Origin of the sequence: Streptomyces sp. NBC_01477, from assembly GCF_036227245.1 — a bacterium.
Lineage (GTDB): Bacteria > Actinomycetota > Actinomycetes > Streptomycetales > Streptomycetaceae > Actinacidiphila.
On record NZ_CP109445.1, the window covers coordinates 2,519,056 to 2,531,659 of the forward strand.

The 12,604-nt window shown below is 71.4% G+C and carries 10 protein-coding genes and 3 tRNA genes; 3 read left to right on the top strand and 10 right to left on the bottom strand.

Features of this window, described 5'->3' with window-relative positions; genetic code table 11:
- Positions 1–45 precede the first annotated feature (45 nt).
- The 4 genes from OHA86_RS10030 to leuC all read right to left on the bottom strand — a co-directional run bounded on the left by OHA86_RS10030 (position 46) and on the right by leuC (position 3,263).
- Complete coding sequence (locus OHA86_RS10030) at positions 46–648, bottom strand: HU family DNA-binding protein (RefSeq protein WP_329174274.1); 603 nt, start codon at positions 646–648, stop codon at positions 46–48.
- A gap of 132 nt (positions 649–780) precedes the next feature.
- On the bottom strand, positions 781–1,005 hold the full coding sequence (locus OHA86_RS10035) for a hypothetical protein (protein ID WP_329174276.1): 225 nt from the start codon (positions 1,003–1,005) through the stop codon (positions 781–783).
- A gap of 234 nt (positions 1,006–1,239) precedes the next feature.
- Positions 1,240–1,833, bottom strand: coding sequence for a 3-isopropylmalate dehydratase small subunit (leuD, locus tag OHA86_RS10040; RefSeq protein ID WP_329174278.1), 594 nt, complete (start codon positions 1,831–1,833; stop codon positions 1,240–1,242).
- 5 nt (positions 1,834–1,838) lie between these two features.
- Complete coding sequence (gene leuC, locus OHA86_RS10045; RefSeq protein WP_329174280.1) at positions 1,839–3,263, bottom strand: 3-isopropylmalate dehydratase large subunit; 1,425 nt, start codon at positions 3,261–3,263, stop codon at positions 1,839–1,841.
- 135 nt (positions 3,264–3,398) lie between these two features.
- Between leuC and ndgR the strand changes: the two genes are divergently transcribed.
- Positions 3,399–4,115, top strand: coding sequence for an IclR family transcriptional regulator NdgR (gene ndgR / locus OHA86_RS10050; RefSeq protein WP_327288530.1), 717 nt, complete (start codon positions 3,399–3,401; stop codon positions 4,113–4,115).
- Between the two features lie 150 nt (positions 4,116–4,265).
- On the opposite strand, the gene OHA86_RS10055 is transcribed toward ndgR, so the two are convergent.
- From OHA86_RS10055 to OHA86_RS10080, 6 genes are all read right to left on the bottom strand, one after another.
- A tRNA-Glu gene (locus OHA86_RS10055) sits at positions 4,266–4,338 on the bottom strand.
- 67 nt (positions 4,339–4,405) lie between these two features.
- A tRNA-Glu gene (locus OHA86_RS10060) sits at positions 4,406–4,478 on the bottom strand.
- Positions 4,479–4,496: 18 nt separating this feature from the next.
- A tRNA-Gln gene (locus OHA86_RS10065) sits at positions 4,497–4,568 on the bottom strand.
- Positions 4,569–4,763: 195 nt separating this feature from the next.
- Positions 4,764–6,248 carry a glutamate--tRNA ligase gene (gltX, locus tag OHA86_RS10070; protein ID WP_329174282.1) on the bottom strand — a complete coding sequence of 495 codons (1,485 nt, stop codon included), beginning with the start codon at positions 6,246–6,248 and terminating at the stop codon, positions 4,764–4,766.
- Positions 6,241–7,050 (bottom strand): fumarylacetoacetate hydrolase family protein, encoded by an 810-nt coding sequence (locus OHA86_RS10075; protein ID WP_329174283.1) that lies wholly within the window; start codon positions 7,048–7,050, stop codon positions 6,241–6,243. Before OHA86_RS10075 ends, gltX begins: the two co-directional genes overlap by 8 nt.
- Before the next feature lie 74 nt (positions 7,051–7,124).
- A complete protein-coding gene (locus tag OHA86_RS10080; RefSeq protein ID WP_329174285.1) occupies positions 7,125–7,304 on the bottom strand; it encodes a hypothetical protein in 180 nt (59 codons plus the stop codon).
- Between the two features lie 581 nt (positions 7,305–7,885).
- On the opposite strand from OHA86_RS10080, the gene OHA86_RS10085 reads away from it, so the two are divergent.
- Both OHA86_RS10085 and OHA86_RS10090 read left to right on the top strand, forming a co-directional pair.
- A complete protein-coding gene (locus tag OHA86_RS10085) occupies positions 7,886–12,166 on the top strand; it encodes a sensor histidine kinase (RefSeq protein WP_329174287.1) in 4,281 nt (1,426 codons plus the stop codon).
- A 9-nt stretch (positions 12,167–12,175) separates the two neighbouring features.
- Complete coding sequence (locus OHA86_RS10090; protein WP_205043647.1) at positions 12,176–12,589, top strand: roadblock/LC7 domain-containing protein; 414 nt, start codon at positions 12,176–12,178, stop codon at positions 12,587–12,589.
- Positions 12,590–12,604: the final 15 nt, after the last annotated feature.

A 12,604-nucleotide genomic window follows, 5' to 3' on the forward strand; every position in this document is an offset into this window, starting at 1 on the left:
CCCGGGGTGCCCGGCCCGTCGCGGTCGTCCGGCGGCGCCGGAGGCCTACCTCGCGGCGGCCCGCTTGGCACTGGTCTTGCGCGCCGCGGTCTTCTTGCCCGGGGTCTTCTTGGCGGTGGCCTTCTTGGCCGGCGCCTTCTTGGCGGTGGCCTTCTTGGCCGCCGCCTTCTTGGTCGTGGACTTCTTCGCCGCGGTGGTCTTCGCGGCCGTCTTCTTGGCCGCGGTGGTCTTCTTGGCGGCGGTCTTGCGGGCCGAGGTGGCCTGCTTCGCCGCGGCCTTCTTGGTGGTGGTCCGCGCGGTGGTGGAAGGACCACCGCTCAGGCTGCCCTTGGGGGCCTTCTTGACCGCGACCTCGCCGCCGCGCGGGAGCTTCTTCGCCCCGCTGACCAGGTCCTTGAAGCCCTGCCCCGCGCGGAACCGCGGCACCGAGGTCTTCTTGACCCTGACCCGCTCCCCGGTCTGGGGGTTGCGGGCGTAGCGGGCCGGGCGTTCGACCTTCTCGAACGACCCGAATCCGGTGACCGAGACCCGGTCGCCGGAAACCGTCGCGCGGACGATCGCGTCGAGAACCGCGTCAACCGCGTCCGCGGCGGCCTGCCGGCCGCCTACCTTGTCGGCAATCGCTTCTACGAGCTGCGCCTTGTTCACGTCTTCCCCTTCGGAAACTTGCCCGGCGAATGAGTGCGGGCCTTTTCGCACGCTAGGCGGATATATACCGCAAATCAAATACGAAACGGGCGAATCACCCTTGTGCCGCAACGAACTCGGGGGCCTGTGTGATCACCGATCGGGGATTCCGAGGTCGTCCAACTCGGCCGTCAACACCTCCAGACGCCGTGCCGCGTCGGCGAGATCGTGCTTCGCCGCGGCGGTCACCGCGAGCAGCCTTCGAGTCAACTCCCGCCTGGTCTCATCAGGGACTTCGGGATTGGCCACCCGGGCGTGCGCCTGCTTCAGACGCGCGGCCAGAACCCCGTAGAGCTGGAGTTGGCCGTCGCGTTCCATGCGTCGATTGTGCCATCTGCGGCGAGTTGTCGACGATGGCAGGGCCAACCGGGTGTTCCTGGGCTGTTCGGCCGGGCTTTTGGACGACCGGAGGGTGCCCCCGGCGACCCCGTGGGCAAAGCCGCCGACAGCACGGACCGCCCCGCGGACAACACCGCCGGCGGCCCCGCGGACACGCGGAAAAGCGCCCCCCGCGAGTTCGCGGGAGGCGCTTCTGGAAGGTGTCGGGCGGGGTCAGGTCTGGACGGTGCTGGGCTTGAAGGACGGCCTGCGGCTCTCGAACGCGGCGATGTCCGGCTCGTTGGCCAGCGTCAGGCTGATGTCGTCGAGCCCTTCCAGCAGCCGCCAGCGGGCGTTGTCGTCCAGCTCGAACGACGCGGTCACGCCCTCGGCGCGGACCTCGCGGGCCACCAGGTCCACGGTGATCTCGGCTGTCGGGTCGGCCTCGGCCAGCTGCCACAGCCGCTCCACGGTCTCCTGCGGCAGCACCACCGTGAGCAGGCCGTTCTTGAGCGAGTTGCCGCGGAAGATGTCCGCGAAGCGGGACGAGAGCACGGTTTTGAAACCGTAGTTCTGCAGCGCCCACACCGCATGTTCGCGGGACGATCCGGTACCGAAGTCGGGTCCTGCGACCAGAACGGTGGCGCCCTTGTACTCGGGAGCGTTGAGGACGAAGTTCTCGTCCTTGCGCCACGCCTCGAACAGCCCGTCCTCGAAACCGTTGCGGGTGACCTTCTTCAGCCAGTGCGCCGGGATGATCTGGTCGGTGTCCACATTGCCGCGGCGCAGCGGTACGGCCCGGCCGGTGTGGGTGGTGAAGGCTTCCATCGGGCTCAGACCTCCGTCAGGACAGGGGCGTCGGACAGGTCGGCGGGCGAGGCGAGGTGGCCGAGCACCGCGGTGGCGGCGGCCACCTGCGGCGAGACCAGGTGCGTACGGCCGCCCTTGCCCTGCCGTCCTTCGAAGTTGCGGTTGGAGGTCGACGCGGAACGCTCGCCGGGCGCCAGTTGGTCGGGGTTCATACCCAGGCACATCGAGCAACCCGCGTGCCGCCATTCGGCGCCGGCCGCGGTGAACACCTTGTCCAGACCCTCGTGGACGGCCTGCAGCGCGACCCGTACCGAACCCGGTACGACCAGCATCCGGACACCGTCGGCGACCTTGCGGCCCTCGACGACGGACGCGGCGGCCCGCAGGTCCTCGATCCGGCCGTTGGTGCAGGAGCCGACGAAGACGGTGTCCACGGCGACCTCGCGCAGCGGCTGCCCCGCGGTCAGGCCCATGTACTCCAGCGCCTTCTCCGCCGACAGGCGGTCGCCGGGGTCGGCGAAGGACGCCGGGTCGGGCACCGACGCGCTCAGCGGCGCGCCCTGGCCGGGGTTGGTGCCCCAGGTGACGAAGGGCGCCAGCGTGCTCGCGTCGATCCGCACCTCGTGGTCGAAGACCGCGTCGTCGTCGGTGCGCAGCGTCTTCCAGTACGCGACCGCCGCGTCCCAGTCCTCGCCCTTCGGGGCGTGGTCGCGCCCTTCCAGGTAGTCGAAGGTGATCTGGTCGGGGGCGATCATGCCGGCCCGCGCGCCCGCCTCGATCGACATGTTGCAGACGGTCATCCGGGACTCCATCGACAGCTTCTCGATGGCCGAGCCGCGGTATTCGATGACGTAGCCCTGGCCGCCGCCGGTGCCGATCTGGGTGATCACGGCCAGGATCAGGTCCTTGGCGGTGACGCCGTCGGGGAGTTCGCCGTCGACGGTGACGGCCATGGTCCTGAACGGCGCGAGCGGCAGCGTCTGGGTGGCCAGCACATGCTCGACCTGCGAGGTGCCGATGCCGAACGCCAGCGCGCCGAAGGCACCGTGGGTGGAGGTGTGGCTGTCGCCGCAGACCACGGTGGTGCCCGGCTGGGTCAGGCCCAGCTGCGGCCCCACCACGTGCACGACGCCCTGCTCGACGTCGCCGAGCGGGTGCAGCCGCACCCCGAACTCGGCGCAGTTCTTGCGCAGCGTCTCCAACTGGGTCCGCGAGACCGGGTCGGCGATGGGCTTGTCGATGTCGAGGGTGGGGGTGTTGTGGTCCTCGGTGGCGATGGTGAGGTCGGTACGGCGGACCGGCCGGCCGTTCATCCGCAGCCCGTCGAACGCCTGGGGGCTGGTCACCTCGTGGAGCAGGTGAAGATCGATGAAGAGCAGATCGGGTTCGCCTTCGGCGCGGCGGACGACATGGTCGTCCCAGACTTTTTCCGCGAGTGTCCTACCCATCGCTGTCCCTCCGGCCCCGGTCGTCTTCGCCCCCGGGCCAACTCGGTGTGTGTGCTGCGCTGTGCTTCCCAAGCGTGACGCCTTCGCGGGAAAATTGAACTTGCGTTTCACAGTGTGAGACGCGAGTATCGTTGCATGGACAACTCTAGCGGCGTCGGCGTTCTCGACAAGGCTGCTCTGGTGCTCAGCGCACTGGAGTCAGGACCGGCCACCCTGGCCGGGCTTGTCGGCGCCACGGGCCTGGCCCGCCCCACCGCGCACCGGCTGGCGGTCGCGCTCGAACACCATCGCATGGTGGCCCGCGACATGCAGGGGCGCTTCATCCTCGGGCCGCGGCTGTCCGAGCTGGCCGCCGCCGCGGGCGAGGACCGGCTGCTCGCCACCGCCGGCCCGGTGCTCACGCATCTGCGCGATGTGACCGGCGAGAGCGCCCAGCTGTACCGGCGGCAGGGCGACATGCGGATCTGCGTGGCCGCCGCGGAGCGGCTGTCAGGGCTGCGGGACACCGTCCCTGTGGGCTCCACGCTGCCGATGAAGGCGGGCTCCGCCGCGCAGGTGCTGATGGCCTGGGAGGAGCCCGAGCGGCTGCACCGCGGTCTGCAGGGCGCCCGTTTCACCGCCACCGCGCTGTCCGGGGTACGCCGCAGGGGCTGGTCGCAGTCGATCGGCGAGCGCGAGCCGGGCGTGGCGTCGGTGTCCGCGCCCGTACGCGGCCCGTCGAACCGCGTGGTGGCCGCCGTGTCCGTGTCAGGCCCCATCGAGCGGCTGACCCGGCACCCGGGACGTATGCACGCGCAGGCCGTGGTGGACGCCGCCGGCCGGCTCTCGGAGGCCCTGCGCCGCTCCGGCTGACCGGCAGCGGCCAAGACCGCCCGAGAAGCCCGCCGTCCCGGCCCGCGCCGTCCCCGCGGGCCGGGACGGCGTCCTTTTCCGCCGCAGACCCCGGAAAACACCGGAAGCCCGTCGCGTCCGCGACGGGCTTCACATGTCCTGGTGCCTGAGTACCCCCGACCGGATTCGAACCGGCGCTACCGCCTTGAGAGGGCGGCGTGCTAGGCCACTACACAACGGGGGCGAGCTTTGGCGATCCTCGCGTCGTCGCGTCCGGGTGCGACCCGAAGGGAACGGAATGAAAGGATCTGTACCCCCGACCGGATTCGAACCGGCGCTACCGCCTTGAGAGGGCGGCGTGCTAGGCCGCTACACAACGGGGGCCTGTCATACACACATGCGCTGGGGTACCAGGACTCGAACCTAGAACAACTGAACCAGAATCAGCCGTGTTGCCAATTACACCATACCCCACCAAAACGCAACCCCTGCGGGTCTTGTTCGGTATGCGCTTCCTGGCCGGACCTTTCGGCCCTCCCGGGCGGCGCAGGAAGAACATTACCCGATCAGGGACACGGCTCCAAAACGGGTATCGGCGCACAGCCCCTTACGCGCTCAGGACCCGGCAGCCGCTGTGCGGCTGCCGGGTCCTGAGCGGGAATACCGGCGTCAGCCCGCCAGCCGGGCCAGGGCCGCGTCGATCCGGGCTAGGGCGCGGTCGCGGCCGAGCACCTGGAGCGATTCGAAGAGCGGCAGGCCGACCGTACGGCCGGTGACCGCGACCCGGACCGGGGCCTGGGCCTTGCCGAGCTTGAGGCCGTGCGCCTCGCCCGCGGCCAGGACCGCCTCCTTGAGGGCCTCAGGGCTCGACCAGTCCGCGCCTGCCAGCTTCTCCCTGGCGGTGGCCAGCAGCGCGTCCGAGCCCTCCTTCATCGCCTTCGCCCAGGACGCCTCGTCGCTGACCGGCTCGGGCAGGAAGAGGAAGTCCACGTTGGCGGTGATGTCGGACAACACGGTGAGCCGGGTCTGCGCGTACGGGGCGATGGCCTGCCAGGCCGCCTCGTCGAAGTCCTCGGGCGCCCAGGGCGCGTGCGGGGCGCCCAGCCACGGGGTGCAGGCCGCGGCGAAGGCCTCGGGGGGCAGCCGCCTGATGTGGTCGGCGTTGATCGCCTCGGCCTTCTTGAGGTCGAAGCGCGCCGGGTTGGCGTTGACGTCGCCGATGTCGAACTTGGCGACCATCTCGGCCGGCGAGAAGACGTCCCGGTCGGCGGAGTAGGACCAGCCGAGCAGCGACAGGTAGTTCAGCAGCCCCTCGGGCAGGAAGCCGCGCTCGCGGTAGAGGTTGAGCGAGGACTCGGGATCGCGCTTGGACAGCTTCTTGTTGCCCTCGCCCATGACGTACGGCAGATGTCCGAAGTCGGGGATCTGCTTGGCGACGCCGAGGCCGATCAGCGCCTCGTACAGCGCGATCTGCCGCGGGGTGGAGGACAGCAGGTCCTCGCCGCGCAGTACGTGCGTGATGCCCATCAGCGCGTCGTCCACCGGGTTGACCAGGGTGTAGAGCGGGGCGCCGCTGGCCCGGACGATGCCGTAGTCCGGCACGTTCTCCGGGGTGAAGGTCAGTTCGCCGCGCACCAGGTCGGTGAAGGTGATCGCCTTGTCCGGCATCCGGAACCGTACGATCGCGCTGCGGCCCTCGGCCAGGTAGGCCGCGGTCTGCTCGGCGGTCAGGTCGCGGCAGTGGCCGTCGTAGCCGGAGGGGCGTCCCGCGGCGCGGGCGGCGTCGCGGCGGGCGTCCAGCTCCTCGGTGGTGCAGTAGCAGTCGTAGGCGTGCCCGGCCTCCTTGAGGCGGCGGGCCACATCGGCGTAGATGTCCATCCGCAGGGACTGCCGGTAGGGCGCGTGCGGGCCGCCGGCCTCGGGGCCCTCGTCCCAGTCGAGGCCGAGCCAGCGCAGCGAGTCCAGCAGCTGCCGGTAGGACTCCTCGGAGTCGCGGGCGGCGTCGGTGTCCTCGATCCGCAGCACCAGGGTGCCCTGGTGGTGGCGGGCGAAGGCCCAGTTGAACAGTGCGGTGCGGACCAGGCCCACGTGGGGGTTGCCGGTCGGCGAGGGGCAGAAGCGGACGCGTACGTCCGTGGAGGGTGCGCTAGCCACGCGAGATCACCTTGTTGGTGAGAGTGCCGATGCCTTCGATGGTGACGGCGACCTCGTCGCCGGGGTGCAGCGGGCCGACCCCGGCCGGGGTGCCGGTGAGGATCACGTCGCCGGGCAGCAGGGTCATCGCCTCGGTGATGTTGACGATCAGGTCCTCGATGGAGTGGATCATCTGTCGGGTGCGGCCGGCCTGCCGCAGTTCGCCGTTGACCGTCGCGGTGACCGCCAGGTCGCCGGCCGCCGCCAGGTCGATGCCGGTCTCGATCCAGGGGCCGAGCGGGCAGGAGGAGTCGAAGCCCTTGGCCCTGGCCCACTGCTTCTCGGTCTGCTGGGTGTCGCGAGCGGTGACGTCGTTGGCGCAGGTGTAGCCGAGGATGACGTCCTTGACCCGTTCGCGCGGGACCTCGCGGCACAGCCGGCTGATGACGACCGCCAGTTCCGCCTCGTGGTGGACCTCTTGTGAGAACGAGGGGTAGACGATGTTGTCGCCGGGACCGATCACCGAGGTGGACGGCTTGAAGAAGGCCCAGGGGGCGGTCGGTACCTCGTTGCCCAGTTCGGCCGCGTGGGCGGCGTAGTTGCGGCCGATGGCGACGACCTTGTTGGGCAGGACCGGCGGCAGCAGGCGGACCTTGTCCAGCGGCACCTTCGTACCCGACAGGGTGAAGTCGGCGAAGGGGACACCTTTGATGATGTCGAGGACGAGACCGTCGTAACTGCCGGAGCCGCCCGTGCCGGTCGGGTCGCCCTCGACCGCGCCGAAGGCGACATTCCCGTCGATGGAGAACCTGGCGATGCGCATGCAGTCAGCTTAGTAGTCCGCCACCGCTCCGCCCGCCGTCGCGTCACCGCAGGTCAGACACCGTAAGGTGGTGCTCAGGGGGTGACGGCGGCCTTCGGCAGCTCGTTGAGCACGGTACGGCGGGGGTTCGCGGTGCGCTGCGGCAGCGCGCGCACCTCGCTCTCGGCGGGCGGCTCGGCCGGCGCGGCCACGAGTCCCGTCGCGTCCTTGAGATGAGCAAGAGTGGTACGCCGGGGGTTGGCAGTCGTCGTCATCGGCGTCGGACCTCGTGGGCTCGGGGGACCGCACAGGGCGGACCGCGGCGGGTGAAAGCATGAAGGCTGTGAACCACCACGCTAGCCGCGCCTTTTCCCTTCACCGCGCGGCCCAGACATCTGACGGGCTGTGATTTTGCTCACCATGTGAGCGGCATTTCCGTCATTACGGACGCTCGCTCACGGTGCGTGAATCGGACATCGGGCACCGAACACCAGGAAACACCCACCGCCCGTCCACCATGGGCGACCCGCGCCACCTGTGCAAGCTTGACCCCAACATCCGAAATGCGCCGGTTTCGGAGAATACTGGATCGACGGAACGTGCGGATCATGGGACAGCCAGTCACGGAATCCAACAGGTCGGCTACGGCCCTTGTTGGGAGATCCAGCACTGTGCTGGAATTCCCCGGACCGCCGCATCACATCGAGCCGGCGCGCAGGGGGCGCAACGAGCACTCGAGCGGCGGTGATGGGCTTAACGGCCTCCTCGCAATCCGGGGCGGTCCTGGCCCCCATGACTCGACACCGTCCTGTCCGCTTCACCGCGGGGGACGCCTGGTCCAGAGGTTGCGACGCTAGTGCAGGGACGTTTCAAGAGGGACAGCGGCGCGGCGGGCGACCCGGAGCAGCAGCCCGGCGGGACCGGCAACGGTCCTGCCCAGGCGGCGGGCGACGGAAGCGCCACGCCGGGGACGACTGCGGCCACCGGACGGACGACCACGCCCAGCGGCATCGAAGCAGGCCGGATCACCGGCCTCGACAGCAAGCCGGGGCCCCGAATAGCGATGCGCAACTGGCGCATCAGCACCCGGCTGGTGTCACTGCTGGCCCTGCCGGTGGTCACCGCCGGCGCGCTCGGCGGACTGCGGATCCACACCTCGCTGCAGAACATCGACCAGTTGCAGCGCATGAAGTCCCTGACCGACATCGCCGAGCACGCGACCGACCTGGCCGACTCCCTGGCCGAGGAGCGCGACAGCTCGGCCGGTCCGATCAGCGCCGGCAGTCCCACCGACGCGGTCGCCGCCTCCCGGCAGACCACGGACCGCGAGTACAAGCTCTACCGCGACGCCAGCGACAACATCTCCTCGGACGACAAACTCTTCAGCGGTGTGCGTTCCAGCCTGATCGCGATCGACACCCAGCTGACCCAGCTCAGCGCGCTGCGGGACCAGGCCTTCACCAGCCAGTCCTCGATCGCCCAGACCGTCTCCTCCTACGACGGCCTCATCCAGTCGCTGCTGGGCCTGTCCGTCGACATGGCGCAGGCCACCCAGAACTCGGAGATGGTGACCAGCACCCGTGCGCTCGCGGCGTTCTCGTCCGCCAAGGAGTACGAGTCGATCCAGCGCGCGGTCATCAGCGCGGCGCTCGCCAAGGGCAAGGGCCTGGACGCCAACGACTACCAGTCGGTGAAGTGGGGCGCGGCCAACGAGGACATCAACCTCACCCGCTTCCAGACCCTCTACGGCTCCAGGAGCGCCGAGCTGCTCAAGCCGATCGAGGGCGGCAACGACACGATCAGCGCGCACGACACGATGCGCGAGCGGATCGCCGCCACTCCCGACGCGATCGACGGCATCACCACCTCGTACCTGGACTGGGACGACGCCGCCAAGGCGAAGATCGACGCGATGAACCGCATCGAGCGCTCGCTGCTGAACGAGATGCGGCAGAAGTCGCTCGAACTCCAGAGCACCGCCAAGCAGGACGCGCTGATCTCCGCCGCGATCATCCTGCTGGTGCTCGGTGTCGCCGTCGTCGGCGCCTTCGTGGTCGCCCGCTCGATGATCCGCTCGCTGCGCCGGCTCCAGCAGACCGCGCAGGACGTCGCCCAGAAGCGGCTGCCCGAGCTGGTCAAGCAGCTGTCGGACTCCGACCCGCAGGACGTCGACACCTCGGTCGAGTCGATCGGCATCAACAGCCGCGACGAGATCGGCCAGGTGGCCCGCGCCTTCGACGAGGTCCACAGCGAGGCGGTCCGGCTGGCCGCCGAGCAGGCGCTGCTGCGGGGCAACGTCAACGCGATGTTCACCAACCTCTCCCGCCGCAGCCAGGGCCTCATCCAGCGCCAGCTGTCGCTGATCTCCGAACTGGAGTCCCGCGAGGCCGACCCGGACCAGCTCTCCTCGCTGTTCAAGCTGGACCACCTCGCCACCCGTATGCGCCGCAACGGTGAGAACCTGCTGGTCCTCGCCGGTGAGGAGCCGGGCCGCCGGTGGACCCGCCCGGTCCCGCTGGTCGACGTGCTGCGCGCCGCGGCCTCCGAGGTGGAGCAGTACGAGCGCATCGAGCTGACCTCGGTGCCGTCGGCCGAGGTCACCGGCCGTATCGTCAACGACCTCGTCCACCTGCTCGCCGAGCTGCTGGAGAACGCCACGTCGTTCTCCTCGCCGCAGACCAAGGTGCGGGTCACCGGTCACGCGCTGCCCGACGGCCGGGTGCTGATCGAGATCCACGACACCGGTATCGGCCTGTCGCCCGAGGACCTGGCCGACATCAACGAGCGGCTGGCCAACCCGCCGACCGTCGACGTCGCGGTGTCCCGCCGGATGGGCCTGTTCGTGGTCGGCCGGCTGTCGCTGCGGCACGGCATCCGCATCCAGCTGCGTCCGTCCGACTCGGGCGGTACGACCGCGCTGGTCATGCTGCCGGTCGATGTGACGCAGGGCGGCGCGAACGCCAAGGCCAACATGATGAGCGGCGGGCGGCCCGGGACCGCTCCCCCGGCCGCGGCAGGCGCCGGCACCGGCATGGCCGGCGCGTTCGGCAACGCGCCGGGTTCCTCGCCGGTCGCCAAGCCGCCGCAGCGCGGCCAGGTCGGCGGCGGCGCGCAGCGCCCGGCGCTGAGCCCGGGCGCAGGACGGCCGGGCGGCGGCGCACCGCAGCAGGGGGCGCCCCGCTGGGCGGCGCAGGACGGCTCGCAGGGCTTCCCCGCCGACGACCGCGGCTTGCAGGACACCCCGCGCGGCCACGAGGACGTCGAGGCGGCGCCCGTCTTCGACGCCTTCGACACCGGAGCGGCCGGCCAGGCGCCGGCCGGCGGCCCCCGGGCGGACTTCCGCCAGGGCGGTCCCGGCAACGGCAACGACGACCCCTTCGGCGGCCAGGCCCCGCAGGGCGCCGGGCAGTTCCCGCCCCCGCAGCAGCAGGGCACCGGGCCGAGCGGCTTCCGCTCCGACGTCTTCGGCGGCCGTTCGGGACCGCGGCAGGGCCACCGCGCCGACCAGCCGCGCCCGCAGGGCGGCCCCGGCGACCAGCAGCGTCCCCCCCAGGGCGGTCCCGGCGACACCGCGCAGTTCCCGGCGGTGCCCGCGGTCCGCGACGACTTCCCGCAGGGCGGGACCGGGCAGTTCCCGGTGCCGCGCGGCAATGACGCGGGCCAGGACGCCGGCCGCGCCCCCCGCACCCCGCAGGAGACCTACGGCACCGGGCAGTTCCCGGTCCAGGCAGGCCCCGAAAGCACCGGCCAGTTCGCCCGCCCCGGCCAGGGACGCAACGACGGCACCGGACAGTTCCCCGTACAAGGCGGACCCGGTGACACCGGCCAGTTCGCCCGGCCCGACCAGGGGCGGAACGACGGCACCGGGCAGTTCCCGGTCCAGGGCGGCCCTGACAACACCGGCCAGTTCGCCCGCCCCGGCCACGGGCGGAACGACGGCACCGGACAGTTCCCGGTCCAGGGCGGCCCTGACAACACCGGCCAGTTCGCCCGCCCCGGCCAGGGACGCAACGACGGCACCGGACAGTTCCCGGTCCAGGGCGGCCCTGACAACACCGGCCAGTTCGCCCGCCCCGGCCAGGGACGCAACGACGGCACCGGACAGTTCCCCGCACAGGGCGGACCCGGCAACACCGGGCAGTTCCCCGTGCAGCAGCCGCCCGCGCCGCAGGGCGGTCCCGGTGACACCGCGCAGTTCCCCGCGGTCCGCGCCGACGACACCTTCGGCGGCGGCACGGGGCAGTACGCACCGCCCGGCGGCCGGCCGCCGCAGGGCTACCGCGACGGCGGAGCGCCGCAGCAGCCGTACGACACCGGCCGGCCGCAGCTGCCGGCCCAGGAGCGTACGGATCTCACCGGGCAGCACCCGATCACCCCGCAGCCCGGCATGCCGAGCGGCCCCGGTGGTCCCGGGCTGATCGGGCCGTTCCAGCAGCGTCCGGGACAGCAGCAGCGCCCGGAGCCGCAGCGGCCCGAGCAGCCGCAGCCGCAGCGCCAGCCGGCCGCCGAGCCGATGGCGCTGCCGCCCGCCCCGACCAGGGGCGACGAGCCGACGCCGATCTTCTCGGCGATCGAGTCCGACTGGTTCCGCACCGGCCAGGCCGAGCGGATGCAGCAGATCCACGTCGAGCAGAGCGCCCGCGGCCAGCAGGCCCCGGCGACGCCCCGCCCGGTGGGCCGCACCGCACCGCCGCAGCGGCCGCGTACCGAACGCCCGACCCCGGCGGGCCCGCAGCGGACCGGTGGTGGCGCACCGCAGCAGCAGTCGCCGCAGGCCGCGCCCGCTGCCGCGCCGGCCTCCGCGGCGCCGGCCTCCGCGGCGCAGCCGCTGCCGCGCGAGACGCCGAACTGGCGGACCTCGCCCAATGACGCGCTGCGCCAGCGGGCCGAGGCGGTCCGTGAGCCGTCGGCCGGCGGGGTCACCCCCTCCGGGCTGCCGCGCCGGGTGCCGCGGGCGAATCTCGTCGCCGGCGGCGCGGCCCAGCAGCAGCCCCAGCAGGGCGGCCCGCAGGTCTCCCGTTCGCCCGACGACGTCCGCGGGCGGCTGACCAATCTCCGACGGGGTATCCAGCAGGGCCGGGAGGCCGGCGGCACGACCGACGGCCGCGGTTTCGGTACGAATCATCAGGAGCGTTAGTTGAGTGCGATGAGCCAGGCGGCACAGAACCTGAACTGGTTGATCACCAACTTCGTGGACAACACCCCCGGGGTGTCCCACACCGTGGTGGTCTCCGCCGACGGCCTGCTGCTCGCGATGTCCGACGGATTCCCCCGCGACCGCGCCGACCAGCTCGCCGCCGTCGCCTCCGGCCTGACCTCCCTCACCGCCGGAGCCTCCCGCATCTTCGAAGGCGGCAGCGTCAACCAGACCGTCGTCGAAATGGAACGCGGCTTCCTCTTCATCATGTCCGTCTCCGACGGCTCATCCCTGGCCGTACTCGCCCACCCCGAGTGCGACATCGGCCTCGTCGGCTACGAAATGGCCCTGCTCGTCGACCGCGCAGGCACCGTACTCACCCCCGACCTCAGGGCCGAACTGCAGGGCAGCCTCATGCACTGAGTCCACCCCGGTCCA